This window comes from Kocuria sp. CPCC 205263, assembly GCF_040981075.1.
In the GTDB taxonomy this organism is placed as follows: Bacteria; Actinomycetota; Actinomycetes; order Actinomycetales; family Micrococcaceae; genus Kocuria; species Kocuria rosea.
In genome coordinates, this window is record NZ_JAVKPV010000002.1 from 374,520 (window position 1) to 395,942 (window position 21,423).

Here is a 21,423-nt window from a genome sequence, read left to right on the forward strand (position 1 = left end):
GCATGAGCAGCACCGGAACGCCCCAGGGACCCGTCGGTCTCTCCGCCGCCGAGCTCGCCCGCCGGCTCGCCGTCGGCGAGATCACCTCCGTCGACGCCGTCCAGTCCCACCTGGACCGCATCCGGGAGACCGACGGCGAGCCCGTCGACCCGGCCGACCGCAGCCGCGGCAGGACCGGGCTCAACGCCTTCCTGCACGTCAACACCGAGGAGGCCCTGTCCGTGGCCGCCGAGGTGGACGCCGCCCGCGCCCGCGGCGAGGAGCTGCCCGAGCTCGCCGGCGTGCCGATCGCGGTCAAGGACCTCATCGTCACCAAGGGGCAGCCCACCACCGCGGCGTCCCGCATGCTCGAGGGCTGGATGAGCCCCTACGACGCCACCGTGACCCGGCGGCTGCGCGCCGCCCGGATGCCGCTGCTGGGCAAGACGAACCTCGACGAGTTCGCGATGGGATCCTCCAACGAGCACTCCGCCTTCGGCGACACCGCCAACCCGTGGGACCTGTCCCGCATCCCCGGCGGGTCCGGCGGCGGGTCCGCCGCCGCCGTGACCGCGTTCCAGGCGCCGCTGGCCCTGGGCACGGACACCGGCGGGTCCATCCGCCAGCCCGCGGCCCTGACCGGTTCGGTGGGTGTCAAGCCGACCTACGGCGGGGTCTCGCGCTACGGCGTGATCGCCATGGCCTCCTCGCTGGACCAGGTGGGCCCCGTGGCACGTACGGTGCTCGACGCCGCGCTGCTGCACGAGGTGATCGGCGGGCACGACCCCCAGGACTCCACGTCCCTGCCCGACCCGGTCGGCGACCTCGCCGCCCAGGCCCGGGCCGGCGCCGCCGAGGGCGGGCTGGCGGGCCTGCGCGTGGGCGTGGTCAAGGAGCTCACGGGCGAGGGCTTCCAGCCCGGCGTCCAGCAGCGCTTCGAGGAGGCCGTGGAGCTGCTGCGCTCCGCGGGCGCCGAGGTCGTGGAAGTCTCCACCCCGAACTTCAAGTACGCCCTGGGGGCCTACTACCTCATCATGTCCTCCGAGGTCTCCTCGAACCTCGCCAAGTACGACGGCGTGCGCTTCGGCCACCGCGTGCTGCCCGAGGACGGGCCCCTGACCATCGAGCGCGTGATGGGCTCCACGCGCGCCGCCGGCTTCGGGGCCGAGGTCAAGCGCCGCATCATCCTGGGCACCTACGCGCTGTCCGCGGGCTACTACGACGCCTACTACGGCTCGGCGCAGAAGGTCCGCACCCTCGTGCAGCGCGACTTCGCGGCCGCGTTCGAGCAGGTGGACGTGCTGGTCTCCCCGACCTCCCCGACCACCGCGTTCGAGCGGGGCGCCGTGGACGAGTCCGCCGACCCCATGCAGATGTACCTCAACGACATCGCCACCATCCCCACCAACCTGGCCGGGGTCCCCGCGCTCTCCGTCCCCGGCGGCCTCGCCCCCGAGGACGGACTGCCCGTGGGCATCCAGTTCATGGCCCCCGCCCGCCAGGACGCCCGGCTCTACCGCGCCGGCGCCGGCCTGGAGGCCCTGCTCGAGCAGCGCTGGGGCGGACCGCTCTGGCAGCGGCTGCCGGACACCGCCGCCCTGGTCCGGGACCTGGCCGGCGGCCCCGCCGCGTCCGATCTGTCCGCACCCGTCCGGGGAGGAGCCCGCTGATGAACCGGAGCACCGAAGAGGTCCTGTCCTTCGACGAGGCCATGGAGAAGTACGACCCCGTGCTGGGCTTCGAGGTCCACGTGGAGCTCAACACCCGGACCAAGATGTTCGACGCCGCCCCCAACGTCTTCGGGGACGAGCCGAACACCAACGTCACCCCCGTCTCGCTCGGCCTGCCCGGGGTGCTCCCCGTAGTGAACCGGGTGGCCGTGGAGTCCGCGATCAAGCTCGGGCTCGCCCTGGGCTGCGAGATCCGCCCGGTCTCCCACTTCGCCCGGAAGAACTACTTCTACCCGGACACCCCCAAGAACTTCCAGACCTCCCAGTACGACGAGCCGATCGCCGAGAACGGCTCCGTCGACGTGGAGCTGGAGGACGGGACCGTGTTCACGGTCGAGATCGAGCGCGCCCACATGGAGGAGGACGCCGGGAAGCTCACGCACATGGGCGGCGCCGCCGGGCGCATCCAGGGCGCGGACTTCTCTCTGGTCGACTACAACCGCGCCGGCGTCCCGCTCATCGAGATCGTGACGAAGCCCATCGTGGGCGCCGGCACGCGCGCGCCCGAGCTGGCCCGCGTGTACGTGGCCCTGATCCGTGAGATCGTGAAGAACCTCGGGATCTCGGACGCGAAGATGGAGCGCGGCAACGTCCGCTGCGACGCCAACGTGTCCCTCATGCCCAAGGGCAGCGCCACGTTCGGCACCCGCTCCGAGACGAAGAACGTGAACTCGCTGCGCGCCGTGGAGCGCGCCGTGCGCTTCGAGATCCAGCGCCACGCGGCGGTCCTCGACTCCGGCGGCACGATCGTGCAGGAGACCCGGCACTGGCACGAGGACACCCGCTCCACCACGAGCGGGCGCCCCAAGTCGGACGCCGACGACTACCGCTACTTCCCGGAGCCCGACCTCGTGCCGGTCGTCACCGACCACGAGTGGATCGAGCGGCTGCGGGCCGAGCTGCCCGAGCCCCCGGCCGAGCGCCGGAAGCGGCTCAAGACCGACTGGGGCTTCTCCGACGAGGAGTTCCGGGACGTCGTCAACGCGGGGGTCCTCGACGAGATCGAGCAGACCGTGTCCGCCGGCGCCGCCCCGGCCGTGGCCCGCAAGTGGTGGATGGGCGAGATCGCCCGGCTGGCCAACCAGCGGGAGGTGGAGATCGCGGAGCTCGGCGTCACCCCGCAGCACGTCGTCGAGCTCAACGGGCTCATCGACGCCGGGAAGATCAACGACAAGCTCGCCAAGAAGGTCCTCGCCCACGTCCTGGAGGGTGAGGGCCCGCCCGCGGAGGTCGTGGAGCGGCGCGGCCTGGCCGTGGTCTCCGACGACTCCGTGCTGACCGCGGCGATCGACGACGCCATGGCGCAGATGCCCGACGTCGTGGCGAAGGTGCAGGCCGGCAAGGTCCAGGCCGTCGGCGCCCTCATCGGCCCCGTCATGAAGGCCACCCGCGGCCAGGCCGACGCGGGCCGGGTGCGCGAGCTGATCCTGGAGAAGCTCGGCGTGCAGGGCTGACCGCCGCCCGCGCGCCCGCACATGACCGCGTGCGCCGGCGCGGAACACCGAGGGGTCGCCTCCTGTGGAAATCAGCAAAGGGTTCCGGCAGGACGCGACCCCTCGCTGCGCGGCGTGCGAGCATGGGCGCATGGACCCTGCGTGCGACGTGCTCATCATCGGCGGCGGCATCGCCGGACTGTCCCTGGCCTCGGAACTGGCCGAGCGGCGGGGGAGCGGGGCCGGGACCGTGCTCGCGGAGACCGAGCCCGTCCTGGCCCACCACACCTCCGCGCGCTCGGCGGAGCAGCTGATCCCCAGCTACGGCCCGTCCCCCGTCCGGGAGCTGACCGGGGCGACCGTGGCCCGGCTGCTCGACCCGCACCCGGCCCCGCCACGGCCCCTGGCCTGGCCCAGCCGCATGGTGCTCGTCGGGACCGAGGCCCGGCTGCGCGCCGAGGCCGCCCCGGGGACTCGGCCGCTGTCCCGGGCGGAGCTCGTGGAGCTGTGCCCCGAGCTGGCCTGCTCCTCGGCGGACGCGGTCGAGGCCGGGCGCCTCGACAGCACCTCCGTGCGCACCGACGCCGCCGCGCTCGTGGCCTGGCACCGCGACCGGGCCGCTGCCGCGGGCGCCCGGCTGCTCACCGGAGCCCCGGTGACCGCGGCCGAGCCCGACGGCGCCGGCTGGCGGGTCGCGGCTGGCCCGCACCGGCTGCGCGCCCGGCAGGTGGTCGTCGCCGCGGGCGCCTGGGCGGACGAGGTGGCGGGCCTGTTCGGCGCGGCCCCGCTGGGCCTGCGCCCGCTGCGGCGCACCGCGGCCATCGTACGGCTCGCGAAGCCGCTGGCCCCGGACCACCCCATGGTCGTCGCCGCGGACTCCGGCTGGTACTACCGGCGGGCCGGGGACGGCGCGCTCGTCTCCCCGTCAGAGGCCGTGCCGAGCGAGCCCTGCGACGCGCAGCCGGTGCTCGAGGACGTCGAGGACCTCCTGGGGCGGCCCAACACCGTGACCTCCCTCGGCGCCACGGGGATCGAGCGGGCCTGGACCGGTCTGTGCACCGAGTCCCCGGACGGCGTGCCCGTGTGCGGCGTCGACACCGCCGTTCCGGGACTCCTGTGGCTGGCGGGCCAGGGCGGCTACGGGTTCCAGACCAGCGCCGCCATGGCCCGGGCGGCCGCGGACGTCCTCCTGGACGGGACGGTGGGCCCGTGGTGCTCCCGGGAGACGGTCGCCGCCCTGGACCCGGGCCGCTTCCGGCGCTGAGCCCCGGGCGTCCGGCGCGGCGGGTCCCGTGCCGTCGGGTGCCGTGCCGCTCGGCCGCGGATCCCCGGCGGGGGCAGGCCGCGCGCGAAACCCCCCGGCCCGGGTCAGGCGCCGGCGAGGCCCATCCGGTCCAGCACCCAGGCGTACTCCCAGGCCGTGTCCTTCCACTGCGAGTACCGCCCCGAGGCGCCGCCGTGGCCCCCGGCCATCTCGCAGCGCAGCAGCACCGGCTCGCCGGAGGTCGAGGCCTCCCGCAGCGCGGCGACCCACTTGGCGGGCTCCACGTAGAGCACCCGGGTGTCGTTGAGGCTCGTGACCGCGAGGACCGGGGGGTAGGGGAGCGGCCGGACGTTCTCGTAGGGGGAGTAGTCGCGCATGTACCCGTAGACGTGCGCGTCCTCGATGGGGTTGCCCCACTCCTCCCACTCCAGGGCCGTGAGCGGCAGGGACGGGTCGAGGATGGAGGTCAGCGGGTCCACGAACGGCACCGCCGCCAGCGCGCCGCAGTACCGCTCCGGGGCGAGGTTGAGCACCGCGCCCACCAGCAGGCCACCGGCGGAGCCCCCCATCACCAGGATCCGCCGCTCGTCGACGTCCGGCCGGGCGGCGAGGTGCTCGGTGACCGCCACGTAGTCGGTGAACGTGTTCGTCTTGTGCAGCTTCTTGCCGTGCTCGTACCAGGTCCGCCCCAGCTCCCCGCCGCCGCGCACGTGGGCCACGGCCCAGACCACGCCGCGGTCCAGCAGGGACAGCCGGGAGACCGAGAACGCGGGGTCGGTGCTGTGCTCGTAGGAGCCGTAGGCGTACTGCAGCACCGGTGCCGGCACGGAGGGGTCGAGGTCGGCGCGGCGGACCAGGGAGACGGGGATGCGGGTCCCGTCCGCCGCGGTGGCCCAGTCCCGCTCCACCGCGTAGTCGGCGGGGTCGTAGCCGCCGAGCACCGTGGCCTCGCGCCGCAGCAGCGGCTCGGCGGGCAGCGCGCCGTCGTCCCCGGTGGCGCCCGCCACGAAGAGGTCGTAGACGCGAGGGGGCGTCGTGAAGGACGTGTAGGACAGGCGCACCACGGGGGCGTCGTGCTCCGCGGCGGAGACGCTCGCGGTGTAGAGCTCCTCGGCGAAGGCCGGTTCCACGGGGGCGGCCTGGGCGTCCGTTCCCAGCCCGGCGAGCGGGAGCAACCGGACCCGCAGCGTGGTGTCCGCCCGGACGGAGACCACCAGGTGGGTGGCCGTCACGGCGCAGCCGTTGACGCGGACCGTGCCGGAGGCCGGCACGACGTCGCGCAGGGCCACCTCCGCGACCGGGCGGCCGAGGTCGGACGGGTCCATGAGGGAGATCCGGGAGTTCGGGGCCTCGTGGTCGTGGGTCAGCAGGATCTGCTCCCGCCCGTCCAGCAGCAGGGGCTCCGCCTCGTAGAGCACCCGGTCGGTGCGGGGCAGCACCACCCGCAGCGGCGCGGCCGGGTCCGCGACCGGCTGGATGAGCTGCTCCGAGAACTCGGAGCACATGGCCTCCACCACGATCCAGCGCCGGTCCGCGGACAGGCCCGCCCCGAGCCACAGACCGGGGTCGGCCTCCTCGTGGACGACGACGTCCTCGGCCACCGGGGTGCCCAGCTCGTGCCGGCGCAGCTGGTGGGGGCGCCAGGACTCGTCCACCACCGTGTAGTACACGGCGCGCGCGTCCGGGGTGAGGAAGGACCCGTAGAACGTCCCGGGGATCTCGTCGGCGAGCAGCGCCCCCGTGGTGAGGTCCCGGACCCGCAGGGTGAAGCGCTCGTCGCCGGTGACGTCCTCGGCCCAGGCCAGCAGCTCCCCGTCCTCGGAGACGTCGAAGCTGCCCAGGGAGTAGAACTCGTGCTTCGCGGCCTCCGCGTTGGCGTCGAGGAGCACCTGCTCCCCGGCCATGGGGGTGCCGGGCTCGACGACGGGCGGGGTCCAGTCCGCGATCACGTCGCCGGTGGTCACGGCCGGGACCCGGCAGAACACCTGGTGCGCGCCGCCCTCCACGGTGCGGGCGAAGTACCACCAGGCGCCGCGCCGGCTGGGCACGGACAGGTCGGTCTCCTGGGTGCGGTCCTTGATCTCCCCGAAGATCGTCTCCCGCAGGCCCGTGAGGTGGGCGGTGGCGGACTCCGCGTACTCGTTCTCAGCGGTGAGGTGGGCCAGCACCTCGGGGGAGTCCTTGTCCCGCATCCACTCGTACGGGTCGGAGAACACGTGACCGTGGAAGGCGCGCTCGACGGGCTGCTGGCGGATCTGCGGGGGAAGAACAGTCATGGTCCCCATCCTAGGGAAGACGTCCCAGGCGGGGAGGAGCGGTCCGGGCGGGCCCGGGGGGCGCCCGGCGCGGGGTGCGCGGGGCGGCCGGCGGGCCGGTGCCAGAATGGCCGCATGAGCACCCCCGCCCACCTCGCCCCGCGACCGCCCGCCTTCGGCTCCACCCGCGCCGACCTGTGGCTGCAGGTGCTCCTGGTGCTCGGGGTGTCCCTGGGCGCCTCGGCTCTCTGGGCGGTGCTGTCCCTCGCCGAGCACCTGGCGCGCGGACCGCTGTCCGAGGCGCAGGCCACGATGAACCCGCCGCTGAGCCCGCAGCCCCTCATCGACCTGCTGCGCCAGCTCACCGGGATCGCCCTGGACCTGGTTCCGGTGCTGCTCGCGCTCTACCTGCTCGCCGGCTCCGCCGGCGCGCTGGGCACGGTCCGCCGGCGGATCGGCCTCGACGCCCGGATGCCCCTCCCGGACCTGGGCCTGGGCACCGTGCTCTTCCTGCTCATGGGCCTGGGCACGCTGGCGCTCTACGGCGCCGGCCGGGCCCTGGGCGTCACCGCGGAGGTGACCACGTCCGGGCTCGCCGCGCACTGGTGGACGGTGCCCGTGCTGCTGCTCTCGGCCGTGCGCCACGCCCTGGTCGAGGAGGTCGTGGTGGTCGCGTTCCTGACCGACCGACTGACCCGCATCGGGTGGAGCTGGCCGGTGGTGCTGGTGGTCACGGCGCTGTTCCGCGGCAGCTACCACCTCTACCAGGGGATCGGGCCCTTCCTCGGCAACGTGGTGATGGGCCTCGTCTTCGCGGAGCTCTACCGGCGCACCGGCCGGGTGATGCCCCTCGTCGTCGCGCACTTCCTGCTGGACGCCGTCGGCTTCCTCGGGGCCGCCCGGCTGCTGGGCTGAGCCTCACCCCGCGGTGCTCGGCCTCAGATCGTGACGGCGCCGTCCGGGGTGCTGAACGTGACGGAGAGCACCCCGGGCGTGCCGTCCGGATAGCGCCAGTCGACCTCGAGGTCCTCGAGCGCGGTCTCGACGGGGGCGCCCAGCCACTCGGTGACCCGCTCCGGGGCTCCGGCGATGGCCATCCCCGCGAGCCCGACGTCCGTGATCCGCGCCTGGGACGGGTGCATCTCCGGGGCGGAGTCGAAGTGGATCATGAACGGCAGCTGCGGATCGGCGATCAGGCCCTTGACGCCGATCTGGTGCCACTCCAGGCACCGGCCGTCCGGGAACACCCGGTGGCCGGGCACGGAGCGGCGCCCCAGGCGCTGCTCGAAAGGGGCGAGGTCCTCGACCTCCACGACCCAGCCCAGCCAGCCGCCGCCGGCGGCGGACCGGGCGCGCACTGCCTGGCCGAAGGGCGCCTTCTCCGCCGCCGGGTGCTGGAGGACCTCGACGACCTCCACGTACTGGTGGTTCGTGAGCGGCAGGATCATGTTGCGGGTGCCGAAACGGGGGTGCACCCCGCCCTTGACCGGTTCGATCCCGAGCTGGTCGGCGATGCGCTCGGTGGTGGCCTCCAGGCCCTCCGGGCGGCAGGCGTAGGACACGTGGTCGACTCTCATGGGCACATCGTGGCACCCTGTGAGTTTCGTCTCCAAATCGGTCCGCGGCGCGCCGGGCACCGTGCGGGCGACACCCCGGCCGGTGCGTCACGCCCGGCCCCGGCTTGACGCCGTGCGGGCCTGATCCGGAGAATGCTGTCCAGGTCATGAGCGCCAGCGTCCAAGCCCCAGCTAGCTGGCCGGCAACCCTCCACCGCGGTGGGGTGCCCTGGGTGAAGACCAGGCTCCTCGCGACCGGCGAGCGAGCAAGCGCGGGTCCCCGGCGCCCGGCCGTTCCCGGCCGCACCGCCTCGGCCGGGACGGGACCCCTGAGATCCACAAGGAGTCCCACGGCATGTCCGATCTCCCCGCCTCCAGCACCGACGCCTCCGCCGCCAGCACCGACGTGGCCGCGGCCGAGCGCCCCACCCCCGAGAACCCCGGGGGCTGGGCCTTCGAGACCCGGCAGATCCACGCGGGGCAGAGCCCCGACCCGGTCACCGGCTCCCGCGCCCTGCCGATCCACCAGACCACGTCCTTCGTCTTCCCCGACGCCCAGGCCGCCGCCGACCGCTTCGCGCTCGCCGAGCTCGGCCCGATCTACACGCGGATCGGCAACCCGACCACGGAGGTCGTGGAGAACCGGATCGCCGCCCTGGAGGGCGGCGTGGGCGCCCTCATGCTCAGCGCGGGGCAGTCGGCGACGACGTTCGCCGTGCTCAACGTCGCCGGCGCGGGCGACCACCTCGTGGCCAGCCCCAGCCTGTACGGCGGGACCTACAACCTTTTCAAGTTCACGCTGCCCAAGCTCGGCATCGAGACCACCTTCGTGTCCGACGCCGACGATCCCGAGGCGTGGCGGCGGGCGGTCCGGCCGAACACGAAGGCCTTCTTCGCCGAGACGATCCCGAACCCGCGCAACGACGTCCTCGACATCGAGACGGTCTCCGGGATCGCCCACGACCACGAGGTCCCGCTCATCGTGGACAACACCGTGGCCACCCCCTACCTCATCCAGCCCCTGCGCTGGGGCGCGGACGTCGTGGTGCACTCGGCCACCAAGTTCCTCGGCGGGCACGGCACGGCCATCGGCGGCGTGATCGTGGACTCCGGGGCCTTCGACTACGGCCGCTACCCGGACCGCTTCCCCGGCTTCAACCAGCCGGACGAGTCCTACGGCGGCCTCGTCTACGCCGAGGCCCTGGGCGCGGAGGGGCCCTTCGGCGTCAACCTGTCCTACATCCTCAAGGCCAGGGTGCAGCTGCTGCGCGACCTCGGCTCGGCGATCTCCCCGTTCAACGCGTTCCTCATCGAGCAGGGCATCGAGACGCTGTCCCTGCGGATGGAGCGGCACGTGGCCAACGCCGGGACGGTGGCCCGCTGGCTCGAGGCCCGCGAGGACGTGCGCTCGGTGTCCTGGGCCGGGCTGGGGTCCTCCCCGTGGCACGAGCGGGCGCAGAAGTACGCGCCCCGGGGCGCCGGGTCGATCCTGGGCTTCGTCCTCGACGGCGGCCGGGAGGCCGGGGCCGCCTTCGTGGACGCCCTGACCCTGCACTCGAACGTCGCCAACATCGGCGACGTCCGCTCCCTCGTGATCCACCCCGCGTCCACCACGCACAGCCAGCTCCTGCCCGAGGAGCAGCTGGCCGCCGGCGTGGAGCCCGGCTTCGTGCGCCTGTCCGTGGGCCTGGAGCACATCGACGACATCCTGGCGGACCTGGAGCAGGGCTTCGCCGCGGCCGCGGCCGCGCAGGGAGGACAGGAGTGACCGTGACGGTCGTGAGGGGCGCCGGCGCCGGGACCGCCGTCCGCGAGGACGGCGTGCCGCGGGTCGCCGGGATCGGCGAGCTCGAGCTCGAGTCGGGCTTCCGGCTGCCCGACGTCCGGATCGCCTACGAGACGTGGGGGACGCTCGCCCCGGACGCCTCCAACGCGGTGCTCGTCGAGCACGCCCTCACCGGGGACACCCACGTGGCGGCCGGCCGGGCCCGCCCCGGCGCCCCCGAGGCCGAGCGGCGCGCCGCCGAGAGCGGCGGCTGGTGGGAGGGCCTGATCGGCCCCGGCGCCGCCATCGACACGGACCGGTGGTTCGTGGTCTGCACCAACATCGTGGGCGGCTGCTACGGGTCCACGGGCCCGGCGACCCCCGCGCCGCCGAGCGTGGACCCCGAGGGCCGCCCCTGGGGCTCCCGCTTCCCGCTCATCACCGTCCGGGACTCCGTGCACGCCGAGGCGGCGCTGGCCGACGCCCTCGGCATCGACGCCTGGCGCCTGGTCATCGGCGGCTCCATGGGCGGGGCCCGCGCCCTGGAGTGGGCCGTGACCCACCCGGACCGCGTCCGGGCGTGCGCGGTGGTCGCCGCGTGCGCCCAGTCCAGCGCCGAGCAGCTCGCGTGGGGCCAGGCGCAGAACCTCGCGATCCGCCAGGACCCGCACTTCCGCGGCGGGGACTACTACGACGGCCCGCTGCCCGTCACCGGCCTGGGCCTGGCCCGGCGGATCGCCCACATCACCTACCGCTCGGCCGACGAGCTGCACCACCGGTTCGGGCGCTCGCCGCAGGCCGACGAACAGGTCATCGACACGCACGCCGGCGGGCGGGGGCGCTACCAGGTGGAGAGCTACCTCGACCACCAGGCGTCCAAGCTGGCGGGCCGCTTCGACGCCAACAGCTACCTCGCCGTCAACGAGACGCTCATGTCCCACGACGTCGCCCGGGGCCGCGGCACGCTCGAGGAGGCGCTGTCCGTGACCTCGTGCGAGTGGCTCGTCGCGGCGGTGGACTCCGACCGGCTCTACCTGCCCCGCGAGTCCGACGTCCTGGCCGCCGCGCTGCCCGGGGCCGTCCGGCGGCACACCCTGACCTCGCCCTCGGGCCACGACGGCTTCCTCATCGAGGCGCCCCAGCTCGGCAAGCTGCTCGTGGAGACCGTGCTGCCCGCGCGCTGAGCCGGGACGGGGTCCTCAGCCGTTCCCGCTCGCTCAGCCGTCGGCGGCCCCTCGGCCGTCGCCGGGTGCCTCCCCGGGTCCTTCGCCGGGCGCGACGCCGCCGCCGGGCACGGTGGGGGTGCCGAAGTGCGGCCGCTTCGGCCGGACCTGCGCCCCGGAGCTGGTGCGCCGGATCCGGCGGGCCACCCACGGGCGCAGGTAGCGGTGGGCCCAGACGAGGTCCTCGCCGCGGGCCTGCCGCCAGGACGAGGGCGGGCGGTCGGCCACCACCTCGGGCACGAGGCCGTGCCCGATGCCCAGGGTGTCGAGGGCCTCGACCGCGATCCGGTGGTGGCCCAGGGGCGAGAAGTGCAGCCGGTCGGGGTCCCACATCGCCGGGTCCGCGAGCTCCCGCAGCCCCCACAGATCCACCAGCACGGCGTCGTGCCGGGACGCGACCACGCGCATGTTCTCGTTGTAGACCGCGATCCGGCCCCGGATCCCGCGCAGCACGGGCGTGGCGCCGATGTCCGGGCCGCCGACCAGCACGACCGTCGCCCCGTCCGCCGCGAGCCGGCCCACGACGTCGTCCATCTCCTCGGCGATCCCGTCCGGGTCCCCACCGGGGCGCAGCATGTCGTTACCGCCCGCGCAGACCGTCACGAGGTCCGGGGTCAGCTCCAGGGCCGGCCCCACCTGCTCGTCGACGATCTGGCGGAAGAGCCGGCCGCGGATCGCGAGATTGGCGTAGGACAGGCCGGGGGCGAGGCGGTCCAGCTCCTCGGCGACCCGGTCCGCCCAGCCGCGGTGCCCGCCGGGGGAGCCGGGGTCCGGGTCCCCGATGCCCTCCGTGAACGAGTCGCCGATCGCCACCATGCGACGCCACGGGTGGACGGGAGGTGCGGTGTCCGGGGGCCCCGGCGTCGTCTCGGTCATGCCTCCCGGTCTACCACCGGGCCCGGCGGGCGTCCACGCGCCCGCGCCGCGGACCCCGGGACCGGGTGGCACACTGGTGCCATGACCGACGCCACCGTCCCGACCGGGACCGCCACCCCCTTCGCCGTGTGGAGCAGGGACGCCGACGCCCGCCCCGGCACCCCGCTGCTCGTGCTCCTGCACGGCTACGGCTCGCACGAGCAGGACCTCATGGGTCTCGTCCCGGCCCTGCCGGGCGAGTTCAGCGTGGCGTCCGTGCGCGCCCCCCAGCCCGCCGGGTTCGGCTACCAGTGGTTCCCGCTCGCCGCGGACCTCAGCTTCTCCCTCGACCGGGTGGCCGAGGCCGTGGAGCCCGTCGCGGCGTGGCTGCGGGAGCTGGCCGCGGACCACCCCAGCACCACGCTGCTGGGGTTCTCGCAGGGCATGGCCATGGCCACGTCCCTCGCCCGCCACATGCCGGGCGAGATCGCCGCCGTGGTCGGGCTCTCCGGCTTCGTGGTCCCCGGCGAACATCCCCTGTTCGCCGACGAGGAGCTGCGGGAGCGGCCGCTGCGGATGTTCTGGGGCCGTGACCCGCAGGACCCGGTCATCCCGCAGGAGCTCGTCGACTCCACCGCCGAGTGGGCGCTGGAGCACGCCGACGTCATGAAGGTGCACTACACCGGGGTCGGCCACGGGATCAGCCCGCAGGAGGTCGGGCACGTGCGCGAGTACCTCACCCAGGTGGTGCTGGGGGACCCGGACCGCCCGGTCAGCCGCCCGCGGTGATGCGCACCGAGGCGCCCCCGGCGGAGACGACGTCCCCCGGGTGCAGCTGCCGGCCGCGCCGCGTCTCGACCTCGCCGTTGACCGAGACCTGACCGTCCTCCACCAGGCCCCGGGCGTGCGCCCCGTCCTCGGCGAGGTTCGCCAGCTTGAGGGCCTGGCCCAGCCGGATCATGTCGTCGCGGATGGGCAGTTCGTCGGGGCCGCCGGGCCGCTGGGGAGTCGTCATGCCCCCATTGTCCCAGGTCCCGGCGGTCGGCGGGCACGGCGGGAATTGGCTACCCTGGGACGAGGACGTCGCACGCGGCGTCCTCGTTCGTGACGGCCGACGACGGCCGGTCCCCGCCCGGCGCACCGCCGGGCCACACCACCCACCACGCGCGTCCGCAGCCGGCGGTCGGGCGAGACCCTGGAGGAATCCCACATGGCCCCCAAGTCCACGCTGGACAACGTCATCTCGCTGGCCAAGCGCCGCGGTTTCGTGTTCCAGGCGGGTGAGATTTACGGCGGTTCCCGCTCGGCCTGGGACTACGGGCCCCTCGGCGCGGAGCTCAAGGAGAACATCAAGCACGAGTGGTGGCAGACCTTCGTGCGCGGGCGCGAGGACATGGTGGGCCTCGACTCCTCGATCATCCTCCCGAAGGCCGTGTGGGAGGCCTCGGGGCACGTGGCGACCTTCACGGACCCGCTCGTGGAGTGCACCTCCTGCCACAAGCGCGCCCGCCAGGACCACCTGGTCGAGGCCTTCGAGGAGAAGAAGGGCCGCGCCCCCGAGAACGGCATGGCCGAGATCCCCTGCCCCAACTGCGGGACCAAGGGCCAGTGGACCGATCCGCAGCAGTTCTCCGGGCTGCTCAAGACGTTCCTCGGCCCGGTCGACAACCAGGAGGGCCTGCACTACCTGCGGCCCGAGACCGCCCAGGGCATCTTCGTGAACTTCAACAACGTGGTCACCGCCGCCCGGAAGAAGCCGCCGTTCGGCATCGGGCAGATCGGCAAGGCGTTCCGCAACGAGATCACCCCCGGCAACTTCATCTTCCGCACGCGCGAGTTCGAGCAGATGGAGATCGAGTACTTCACCCACCCGTCCGAGGCCGGGCACTTCTTCGACGAGTGGGTCGAGGCGTGCTGGAACTGGTTCACGGACCTGGGCATCGACCCGGACCACATGCGCCGCTACGACGTCCCCGAGGACGACCGGGCGCACTACTCCGCCGGCACCATCGACATCGAGTACCGGTTCGGCTTCCAGGGCAACCCGTGGGGCGAGCTCATGGGCGTGGCCAACCGGACCGACTACGACCTCGGCGTGCACAACGAGCACTCCAACACCGACCTCAGCTACTTCGACCAGCAGACCAACGAGCGCTACGTCCCGTACGTGATCGAGCCGTCCTTCGGCCTGACCCGGTCGATGATGGCCTTCCTCGTGGACGCGTACACCGAGGACGAGGCGCCCAACTCGAAGGGCGGGGTGGACAAGCGCACGGTCCTCAAGCTGGACCCGCGCCTGGCCCCGGTCAAGGCCGCGGTGCTGCCGCTGTCCCGCAACGAGGACCTCTCGCCGAAGGCCAAGGACCTGGCCGCCGAGCTGCGCCGGAACTGGAACATCGACTTCGACGACTCGGGGGCGATCGGGCGCCGCTACCGCCGCCAGGACGAGATCGGCACCCCGTTCTGCATCACGGTGGATTTCGACACCCTCGAGGACCAGGCCGTGACCATCCGCGAGCGGGACGCGATGACCCAGGAGCGCGTGGCCCTCGACCAGGTGAAGTCCTACCTCGCCGGGAAGCTCGTCCGCTGATGAGCGGCGCGCTGACCGGCCCCGGGCTGCGGCCCTGGCGGGACGGGGACGACCTGCGGCTGCTCGAGGTGTGGCCCGACCCGGAGACGCCCCAGGCCGCCGCCTTCCGGGCGACCCTGCGCCCTGACGACGACGACCCGTGGTCCCGCACGGTCGTGGCGGAGGACTCCGGCGTGCCGGTCGCCGCCGGCACGGTCTACGAGTCGGCGCTGCACCCGTCGCGGCTGTGGGCCTACGTGGAGGTCGCCCCCGACCGCCGCGGCGAAGGCCTCGGGCGGGCCCTGCTGGAGCGGCTGCGCACCGAGGCGGCGGGCTCGCCCTCGGGCGTGCAGGCCCTGCGCACGAAGGCGGCGCCCGGCTCGTCCGGCGAGCGCTTCGCCCGGGCCGCCGGCCTGGACCCCGTCCAGGGCTCGCGCGTGGTCAGGGTGGCGGCCGGGGCCCTGCCCCTCCAGCCGCTGCGGGAGCACCCCGACGGGACACCGGCGCAGGCCGTCGAGGACCTGGCCACCGGCTCGGTCGAACTGACCCGGGCGCTGTGGGCGTTCTACCGGGCCGTGCACGCCTGGGACGAGCCGGCGGACCTGTCCGTGGGACGGGTCAACCAGCTGTTCCTCTCCGACGCCGCGCACGCCTTCGGGGCGCTCGTGCTGCGCAACGGCGTGGGCCCGGGGGAGCGGGGCAGGATCTCCGCGTTCGCCGTGAGCTACCGGCCCGTCGAGCTCGACGCCGCCCCCGCCGCCCCCGCCCCGGAGGACGCGCCGGACGAGCCCGCCCACGTCGTGCTCGGCTGGATGCCGGGGGACGCCGCGGCAGGTCCCGCGCTCGAGCAGCTGCTCGCACTGCTGGCCCACCACCACCCCGTGCAGTTCCAGGTGGACGGGTCGATGGAGCCGCTGACCGCCGTCGTCGACAACCTCCTGGCGGCCGGTGCCGCCACGGTCGTGGAGACCTCCGTCGTCCTCGCGGAGCCCGGGGACTGAGCGCACGGGCCGAGCACCGGCACGCGGGGACGTGCTCAGCCGGCCGTGCTCGCGTCGACGCGCCGGACTTCGGCCCGGTCGCCGACCTCGGCGCCGGTGTAGTCCTGCTCCCCGTAGAGCCAGTCGGTGTAGTCCCAGATGCCGTGCCGGTCCGCGGACTTCCACAGCATGTTGCGCACGGTCCGCTCGACGGGGCCGGTGAGGTGCCAGGACTCGCCCCACACCCGCGCCGTCGTCTGGATCCGCGCGGTGCGCGGCTGGCGGACGGCGTTGTACTCCCGGAACACGGCGTTCCACCGGGAGGCGTCGTGGTGCTCCGGGTCCGCGAACACGGACCTCGCGGCGATGGCCTCCAGGGCGGCGGCGTCCTCGAGGGCCTGGCAGGCGCCCTGGGCGAGGTACTGCAGCATCGGGTGCGCGGCGTCGCCGGCCAGGGCGATGTTGCCGTCCACCCAGTTCTCGATCGGCACGCGGTCGAACATGGGCCAGCGCTGCACGTGGCTGAGGTTGTCGAGCGCCGCCTGGACCTCCGGCACGCAGTCCCGGTAGGCCTCGCGCAGTTCGGCGTCGCCCTCGTAGACGAGCTGACCGGCGGCGAAGGACGGCGAGCGGTAGACGGCCACGGTGTTGAACAGCTCTCCCTGGCGCAACGGGTACTGGACGAGGTGGCACTCGGGGCCCATCCACACGACCACGGCCTCCATGTCCCCGGCGTGGGTGATCTGCGAGATCGGCAGTGCGCCGCGGTAGGCCACGTACTCGGAGCCGACGGGCTGGTCGTCGGAGAGCTGCGAGCGGACCACGGACCTGATCCCGTCCGCGGCGACGATCGCGTCGGCCTCGAAGACCCGGCCGTCGTCGGCGGTCGCCCGGGCCACGGCGCGCCCGTCGACCTCCACGTTCTCGGTCTTCGCCACCCGGACGTTGTTGTGCAGGGTCACGCCGAGCTCGGCGCACTCCTCCATGAGCAGGCGGTGCAGGTCCGAGCGGTGGGCCACGATGTAGGGGGCGCCGTAGCGCTCGTAGTACTCGCCGGTGACGTCCTCCCGGAGCAGCTCCTCGCCCGTGAGGGCGTCGCGGAAGACGATGTACCGGGGGGCCACGCCGGTCTCGACGGCCCGGTCGAGCACCCCCCACTCGCGCAGCAGACGGGTGGCGTTGGGGGACATCTGCAGGCCGGCGCCGACCTCCCCGAACTCGGGGGCCTGCTCCACGAGCTCGACCTCCGCGCCGAGCCGGCGCAGGGCGAGGGCGTTGCCGAAGCCGCCGATGCCGCCTCCGATGACGAGGACCTTGGTGTGCTGTGCCATGGTGGTGATTCCTTTCGAGCTGTGCGGGACGATGTCAGGCAACCGGCTGGGTCCGTACGACCCGGGGCGCCTGGCGGGCCTTGGTGATGGCGGGCAGGAGGGCGAACTGCAGGACCGTGGCGACGGCCGCCGCACCCGCGAAGAGCAGGAACACGGGGTGGACGCCGTCGGCGGGGTCGGCGTAGGCGCCGAGCACGAGCCCCGCCGTCTGCGGGGCGAGGACGGCGCCGATGCGCCCCACGCCCAGGGCCCAGCCGAGGGCGGTGCCGCGGAGGCTGTCCGGGTAGTACAGGGTGATGGCGCCGATGATCAGGGACTGCGTGCCGTGCGTGCCGACACCGGCGAGCACGAGCATCAGGTAGATCAGCCAGACCGGCTCGTCGCCGACGACCATGATCACGAGCAGCCCGGCCGCGGCGGCGCCCGAGGCAACGGCGCCGGTGAGCACCGGGCCGAACCGGTCCCCGGCCCAGGCCGTGAGCACGGAGCCCAGCACCGCGCCGAGATTGAGGACGAGCGCGAACGTCAGGGCCCCGCCGATCTGCGCGCCCTGCAACCGCATGAGGTTCGGCAGCTCGGTGCCCAGCCCGTACCAGGCGAAGAGGGTCGCGAGGGTGGCGGCGGCGAACAGGATGCTCATGGTCAGGTAGGGCGGGCGGAGCAGGGACCCGAAACCGGGCCTGTGCACCTGCGCGGCGGCCGCGGCGGCCCGCTGCTCCCGGCCGGGATCGGCGGGGATCACCTTCAGGGCCACGGGCACGAGCACGACGAGGGCCAGGACGGGGAAGACGAACATCCATCGCCAGCCGTCCCAGCCGAGCCAGTCCGCCGGGATCACGGGGATGCCGGTCAGGGCGGCGAGCGAGCCGCCGATCGGCACGCCGGACATCATGAGCGTGGCCATGGCCGAGCGCCACCGGGGCGGGATGAAGTCCGCGGCGAGGGCGTTGGCCGAAGGGACGAGACCGCCCAGGCCGAGCCCCGCCACGAGGCGCAGCAGCGCGAAGACCCACTCGTCGGGGGCCACGGCGCACGCCACAGTCGCCAGGGAGAACACCACCGTGCACCAGACGACCGTCTTCTTCCGGCCCAGCCCGTCGGAGAGCCGCCCGGCGAAGACCGCCCCGATCATCATGCCGAGGAACGCCGAGGAGCCCACCGTGCCGGCGGTCGCCTGGGACATCCCCCACTCCTCCATGAGCGAGGGCTTGACCGTGCCGAAGACGATCAGGTCGTAGCCGTCGAAGACGATGAGCAGCCAGCAGACCAGCACGGCGATCCATCGGGCGCGCCGGCCCACCGGGGCGGGCGGGGCGGCGGCGGCGCGAGTCGTTGCGGACATCGGGACTCCGTTTCACAGGTGCGGGGCGCCACCGACGTGCGGCGCGTCACACCAGGATGTGCCCGCGACCGGCACGCCCCGAAACTTATTCTGCTGGATGGAACAAACGGTGTGCCGTGGATCTCCACCGGGGTGCGGCGGGCGCCTAGACTGGGCCCGTGCAGAACCAGGACCTGGAGCGGAAGCCGGCCTACTCCCTGCAGTCCGTGGACAACGTCCTGCGCCTGCTCCAGATGCTGCGCGACTCCGGCGGGGTGCGGCTCAAGGACGTGGCGCAGGAGCTGGGGGTCGCCCCCTCCACCGCGCACCGCCTCCTGTCGATGCTCGTCTACCGCGGCTTCGCCGTCCAGGACGACTCCCGCCGCTACCTCGCGGGGCCGGGGCTCGGCGTCTCGGTCCCCGAGTCCGGCTCGCACAGCCGGCTGCGCGCTCTCGTGCAGCCCTACCTGGAGCTGCTCAGCGAGCGGACCCACGAGACCACGAACCTCATGGTCAGGGTTGGCACCACGGTCCGCTTCCTCAGCTCCGTGGAGGGGGCGGGACTGCTCAAGGTCGGCGACCGGCGCGGCGCCGTCCTCCCGGCGGCCGCCACCTCCGCGGGCAAGCTCCTCCTGTCCTACCTCTCCGAGGAGGACCTCGCGCGGCTGTTCCGCACGGGCTCGGCCCGGACCGTGGGGGAGTACCTGGACGAGGCCGCCTTCGGCTCCTTCGTCCGGTCCCTCGCGATGATCCGCTCCGTGGGACTGGCCTTCAACCGCGAGGAGGCCGAGCGCGGTGTCTCCGCCGTGGCCTGCGCCGTGCGCGATCCCGAGGGGCGCCCCCTGGTCGCTCTGTCGGTGTCCGTGCCCGTGCAGCGGGCCGGCGTGATCGAGGACCGGGCGGTGATCCGGGCGCTGCGGGAGGTGTGCCGGGAGATCGAGGGGGAGATCGCCGCGGAGATCGAGTCCGGTCGGCCCCGGTGAAGCGGTCGCGGAGCACCGGAGGAAGTTTCCATCCAGCAGAATTCATTGCCGGTCCCGTCGGTGCCTGCTCTAGCGTGGCTAGTAACTCACATCACAGCGCAGGGTGGTCCGCCCCGCGACCCGCGAGCACCGAGGAGCTCACCATGAGTCACGACAACCAGATGACGGTCCCGGCCCCCACGCCTCAGGAGCAGGCCCAGCTCGAGGCCCTCTACCAGGACTTCGAGTCGGGCCACATGGTCCCGCTGTGGACGGAGATCGGCGACCTCATGCCGGAGGCCCCGGCCTCGGCGGCCGTCCCGTTCGTGTGGGAGTGGAAGAGCCTGCTGCCGCTGGCGCAGCGGGCCGGGGACCTGGTGCCCGTGGGCCGCGGCGGGGAGCGCAGGGCCATCGCGCTGGCCAACCCCGGTCTGGGCGGGCGCCCGTACGCCACCCCCACCCTGTGGTGCGCCATCCAGTACCTCGGCGGCCACGAGGTGGCGCCCGAGCACCGGCACTCCCAGAACGCCTTCCGCTTCGTGGTCGAGGGCGAGGGTGTGTGGACCGTGGTCAACGGCGACCCGGTGCGGATGTCCCGCGGGGACTTCCTGCTCACCCCGGGCTGGAACTTCCACGGCCACCACAACGAGCTCGACCAACCCATGGCGTGGATCGACGGCCTCGACATCCCGTTCGTGCACTACACCGACACCGCGTTCTTCGAGTTCGGCATCGACCGGGTGACCGACGAGTCCACCCCGGAGCTGTCGCGGTCCGAGCGGCTGTGGTGCCACCCGGGCCTGCGGCCCCTGTCGGGTCTGGGCAAAACCGTGTCCTCCCCGATCGGGGCCTACCGGTGGGAGCACACCGACCGGGCGCTGTCCGAGCAGCTGGCCATCGAGGACGAGGGCTACCCCGCCACCGTGGAGCAGGGCCACGCGGCCGTGCGCTTCGTGAACCCCACCACCGGCGGGGACGTCATGCCCACCATCCGGGCCGAGTTCCACCGCTTCCGCCCCGGCACCGAGACCCGCACCACCCGCGAGGTCGGCTCCAGCGTCTACCAGGTCTTCGAGGGCCGCGGCCGGTTCGTGCTCAACGGCGAGGTCCGTGTCGTGGAGAAGGGCGACCTGGTGGTCGTCCCGTCCTGGACCGCCTGGCAGATCCAGGCCGAGACCGGGTTCGACCTGTTCAGGTTCGGCGACCAGCCGATCGTCGAGAAGCTGAACTTCCACCGCACCTTCGTGGAGGGCGAGGAGAAGTAGCACCGCACCCCCGGCGCGCGGAGCGGACCGCCCCGCGCGCCGGACCACGTCCGTGGCGCCCCGCCGGGCGCCACCGCACACCGACCCAGGAGACACTGACCGATGAAGCTTGCAACCCTGCGCACCAACGGGACCACCACGGCCGCCCGCCTCGACGGCGAGGTGTTCACTGAGATCGAGGGCTGCCCCGACCTCGGCGCCCTGCTCGCGGCGGAGAACTGGCAGCAGATCGCCGCCGACGCCTCCGGACCGACGCACCCGGCCGCCGGTGCCGAGCTCGAGACGATCGTCGCCGACCCCGGCAAGGTCCTGTGCGTGGGGCTCAACTACAAGAGCCACATCCAGGAGATGGGCCGCGACCTGCCGTCCTACCCCACGATCTTCGCCAAGTTCACCGAGACCCTCACCGGCCCGAACGACGACATCGAGGCCGTCGCCGAGGACCCCCAGCTGGACTGGGAGGGCGAGCTCGTCGTCGTCGTCGGCAAGCGCGCGTACAAGGTGGACGAGGCCGACGCCGGTCAGTACATCGCCGGGTACGCCGCCGCCAACGACATCTCCATGCGCGAGTGGCAGTTCCGCACCAAGGAGTGGCTGCAGGGCAAGATCTGGGCGAAGTCCACCCCGGTGGGCCCCGTCATGGTCACCGCCGACGAGTTCGACCCGAAGCAGGCCGTCCTGCACACCCGGGTCAACGGCGAGACCATGCAGGAGCACTCGATCGGGGACCTGCTGTTCACCCCGGAGCACCTCGTGGCCTACTTCTCCACGATGCTGCCGCTGAACCCCGGGGACATCATCCTCACCGGCACTCCCGGTGGGGTGGGCCGGGCCCGCAACCCGCAGGTCTTCCTGAAGTCCGGCGACGTGGTGGAGGTCGAGATCGACGGTCTGGGCGTGCTCACCAACAAGATCGTCGACCCCGCCTGAGC

18 protein-coding genes and 1 riboswitch are annotated in these 21,423 nt (G+C 73.5%); of the genes, 12 read left to right on the forward strand and 6 right to left on the reverse strand.

Going from position 1 to position 21,423, the window contains the following annotated elements:
• Positions 1 to 2 precede the first annotated feature (2 nt).
• The 3 genes from gatA (at position 3) to RF647_RS04120 (ending at position 4,406) form a co-directional block, all read left to right on the forward strand.
• Positions 3 to 1,649 (forward strand): Asp-tRNA(Asn)/Glu-tRNA(Gln) amidotransferase subunit GatA, encoded by a 1,647-nt coding sequence (gene gatA / locus RF647_RS04110; protein WP_368810629.1) that lies wholly within the window; start codon positions 3 to 5, stop codon positions 1,647 to 1,649.
• Entirely contained in the window at positions 1,649 to 3,163 is a 1,515-nt protein-coding gene (gatB, locus tag RF647_RS04115; RefSeq protein WP_368810630.1) for an Asp-tRNA(Asn)/Glu-tRNA(Gln) amidotransferase subunit GatB, read from the forward strand. The genes gatA and gatB overlap by 1 nt, the downstream gene beginning before the upstream one ends.
• A 130-nt stretch (positions 3,164 to 3,293) precedes the next feature.
• Complete coding sequence (locus RF647_RS04120; RefSeq protein WP_368810631.1) at positions 3,294 to 4,406, forward strand: NAD(P)/FAD-dependent oxidoreductase; 1,113 nt, start codon at positions 3,294 to 3,296, stop codon at positions 4,404 to 4,406.
• A 104-nt stretch (positions 4,407 to 4,510) separates the two neighbouring features.
• Here RF647_RS04120 and RF647_RS04125 read toward each other — a convergent pair whose 3' ends face one another.
• Complete coding sequence (locus RF647_RS04125; RefSeq protein ID WP_368810632.1) at positions 4,511 to 6,682, reverse strand: S9 family peptidase; 2,172 nt, start codon at positions 6,680 to 6,682, stop codon at positions 4,511 to 4,513.
• A 114-nt stretch (positions 6,683 to 6,796) separates the two neighbouring features.
• Here RF647_RS04125 and RF647_RS04130 point away from each other — a divergent pair, with 114 nt between their 5' ends.
• Positions 6,797 to 7,576 carry a CPBP family intramembrane glutamic endopeptidase gene (locus RF647_RS04130; RefSeq protein WP_133410485.1) on the forward strand — a complete coding sequence of 260 codons (780 nt, stop codon included), beginning with the start codon at positions 6,797 to 6,799 and terminating at the stop codon, positions 7,574 to 7,576.
• 23 nt (positions 7,577 to 7,599) lie between these two features.
• On the opposite strand, the gene RF647_RS04135 is transcribed toward RF647_RS04130, so the two are convergent.
• Positions 7,600 to 8,238, reverse strand: coding sequence for a VOC family protein (locus RF647_RS04135; RefSeq protein WP_368810633.1), 639 nt, complete (start codon positions 8,236 to 8,238; stop codon positions 7,600 to 7,602).
• A 142-nt stretch (positions 8,239 to 8,380) separates the two neighbouring features.
• Positions 8,381 to 8,496: riboswitch (SAM riboswitch) on the forward strand.
• Between the two features lie 76 nt (positions 8,497 to 8,572).
• On the opposite strand from RF647_RS04135, the gene RF647_RS04140 reads away from it, so the two are divergent.
• A complete protein-coding gene (locus tag RF647_RS04140) occupies positions 8,573 to 9,985 on the forward strand; it encodes a bifunctional o-acetylhomoserine/o-acetylserine sulfhydrylase (protein ID WP_368810634.1) in 1,413 nt (470 codons plus the stop codon).
• A complete protein-coding gene (locus RF647_RS04145; RefSeq protein WP_368810635.1) occupies positions 9,982 to 11,166 on the forward strand; it encodes a homoserine O-acetyltransferase in 1,185 nt (394 codons plus the stop codon). The genes RF647_RS04140 and RF647_RS04145 overlap by 4 nt, the downstream gene beginning before the upstream one ends.
• 33 nt (positions 11,167 to 11,199) lie before the next feature.
• Here RF647_RS04145 and RF647_RS04150 read toward each other — a convergent pair whose 3' ends face one another.
• Positions 11,200 to 12,081 (reverse strand): SGNH/GDSL hydrolase family protein, encoded by an 882-nt coding sequence (locus RF647_RS04150; RefSeq protein WP_368810636.1) that lies wholly within the window; start codon positions 12,079 to 12,081, stop codon positions 11,200 to 11,202.
• Between the two features lie 81 nt (positions 12,082 to 12,162).
• Here RF647_RS04150 and RF647_RS04155 point away from each other — a divergent pair, with 81 nt between their 5' ends.
• Positions 12,163 to 12,849, forward strand: coding sequence for an alpha/beta hydrolase (locus RF647_RS04155; RefSeq protein ID WP_368810637.1), 687 nt, complete (start codon positions 12,163 to 12,165; stop codon positions 12,847 to 12,849).
• On the opposite strand, the gene RF647_RS04160 is transcribed toward RF647_RS04155, so the two are convergent.
• A complete protein-coding gene (locus tag RF647_RS04160) occupies positions 12,833 to 13,075 on the reverse strand; it encodes an RNA-binding S4 domain-containing protein (protein WP_031283177.1) in 243 nt (80 codons plus the stop codon). The two genes, RF647_RS04155 and RF647_RS04160, sit on opposite strands and share 17 nt — an antisense overlap.
• A 195-nt stretch (positions 13,076 to 13,270) precedes the next feature.
• Between RF647_RS04160 and RF647_RS04165 the strand changes: the two genes are divergently transcribed.
• Both RF647_RS04165 and RF647_RS04170 read left to right on the forward strand, forming a co-directional pair.
• A complete protein-coding gene (locus RF647_RS04165; protein ID WP_017833819.1) occupies positions 13,271 to 14,653 on the forward strand; it encodes a glycine--tRNA ligase in 1,383 nt (460 codons plus the stop codon).
• Complete coding sequence (locus RF647_RS04170; RefSeq protein ID WP_368810638.1) at positions 14,653 to 15,633, forward strand: GNAT family N-acetyltransferase; 981 nt, start codon at positions 14,653 to 14,655, stop codon at positions 15,631 to 15,633. The genes RF647_RS04165 and RF647_RS04170 overlap by 1 nt, the downstream gene beginning before the upstream one ends.
• A gap of 35 nt (positions 15,634 to 15,668) precedes the next feature.
• Here the strand turns inward: RF647_RS04170 and RF647_RS04175 are convergent, their stop codons facing one another.
• Positions 15,669 to 16,943, reverse strand: a complete 1,275-nt coding sequence (locus tag RF647_RS04175) for an FAD-dependent monooxygenase (protein WP_368810639.1) — start codon at positions 16,941 to 16,943, stop codon at positions 15,669 to 15,671.
• Positions 16,944 to 16,977: 34 nt separating this feature from the next.
• Positions 16,978 to 18,285, reverse strand: coding sequence for an MFS transporter (locus RF647_RS04180; protein WP_368810640.1), 1,308 nt, complete (start codon positions 18,283 to 18,285; stop codon positions 16,978 to 16,980).
• Between the two features lie 158 nt (positions 18,286 to 18,443).
• Between RF647_RS04180 and RF647_RS04185 the strand changes: the two genes are divergently transcribed.
• The 3 genes from RF647_RS04185 (at position 18,444) to RF647_RS04195 (ending at position 21,421) form a co-directional block, all read left to right on the forward strand.
• Positions 18,444 to 19,247, forward strand: coding sequence for an IclR family transcriptional regulator (locus tag RF647_RS04185; RefSeq protein WP_368810641.1), 804 nt, complete (start codon positions 18,444 to 18,446; stop codon positions 19,245 to 19,247).
• A 143-nt stretch (positions 19,248 to 19,390) separates the two neighbouring features.
• Positions 19,391 to 20,491: a cupin domain-containing protein gene (locus RF647_RS04190; protein WP_368810642.1), complete on the forward strand. Its 1,101-nt coding sequence runs from the start codon at positions 19,391 to 19,393 to the stop codon at positions 20,489 to 20,491.
• Between the two features lie 102 nt (positions 20,492 to 20,593).
• Positions 20,594 to 21,421 carry a fumarylacetoacetate hydrolase family protein gene (locus RF647_RS04195; RefSeq protein ID WP_368810643.1) on the forward strand — a complete coding sequence of 276 codons (828 nt, stop codon included), beginning with the start codon at positions 20,594 to 20,596 and terminating at the stop codon, positions 21,419 to 21,421.
• Positions 21,422 to 21,423 lie beyond the last annotated feature (2 nt).

Coding starts and splice junctions, on each gene's coding strand:
- gatA (WP_368810629.1), top strand. CDS start 3: ATGAGCAGCACCGGAACGCCCCAGGGACCCGTCGGTCTCTCCGCCGCC.
- gatB (WP_368810630.1), top strand. CDS start 1,649: ATGAACCGGAGCACCGAAGAGGTCCTGTCCTTCGACGAGGCCATGGAG.
- RF647_RS04120 (WP_368810631.1), top strand. CDS start 3,294: ATGGACCCTGCGTGCGACGTGCTCATCATCGGCGGCGGCATCGCCGGA.
- RF647_RS04125 (WP_368810632.1), bottom strand. CDS start 6,682: ATGACTGTTCTTCCCCCGCAGATCCGCCAGCAGCCCGTCGAGCGCGCC.
- RF647_RS04130 (WP_133410485.1), top strand. CDS start 6,797: ATGAGCACCCCCGCCCACCTCGCCCCGCGACCGCCCGCCTTCGGCTCC.
- RF647_RS04135 (WP_368810633.1), bottom strand. CDS start 8,238: ATGAGAGTCGACCACGTGTCCTACGCCTGCCGCCCGGAGGGCCTGGAG.
- RF647_RS04140 (WP_368810634.1), top strand. CDS start 8,573: ATGTCCGATCTCCCCGCCTCCAGCACCGACGCCTCCGCCGCCAGCACC.
- RF647_RS04150 (WP_368810636.1), bottom strand. CDS start 12,081: ATGACCGAGACGACGCCGGGGCCCCCGGACACCGCACCTCCCGTCCAC.
- RF647_RS04155 (WP_368810637.1), top strand. CDS start 12,163: ATGACCGACGCCACCGTCCCGACCGGGACCGCCACCCCCTTCGCCGTG.
- RF647_RS04160 (WP_031283177.1), bottom strand. CDS start 13,075: ATGACGACTCCCCAGCGGCCCGGCGGCCCCGACGAACTGCCCATCCGC.
- RF647_RS04165 (WP_017833819.1), top strand. CDS start 13,271: ATGGCCCCCAAGTCCACGCTGGACAACGTCATCTCGCTGGCCAAGCGC.
- RF647_RS04170 (WP_368810638.1), top strand. CDS start 14,653: ATGAGCGGCGCGCTGACCGGCCCCGGGCTGCGGCCCTGGCGGGACGGG.
- RF647_RS04175 (WP_368810639.1), bottom strand. CDS start 16,943: ATGGCACAGCACACCAAGGTCCTCGTCATCGGAGGCGGCATCGGCGGC.
- RF647_RS04180 (WP_368810640.1), bottom strand. CDS start 18,285: ATGTCCGCAACGACTCGCGCCGCCGCCGCCCCGCCCGCCCCGGTGGGC.
- RF647_RS04190 (WP_368810642.1), top strand. CDS start 19,391: ATGAGTCACGACAACCAGATGACGGTCCCGGCCCCCACGCCTCAGGAG.
- RF647_RS04195 (WP_368810643.1), top strand. CDS start 20,594: ATGAAGCTTGCAACCCTGCGCACCAACGGGACCACCACGGCCGCCCGC.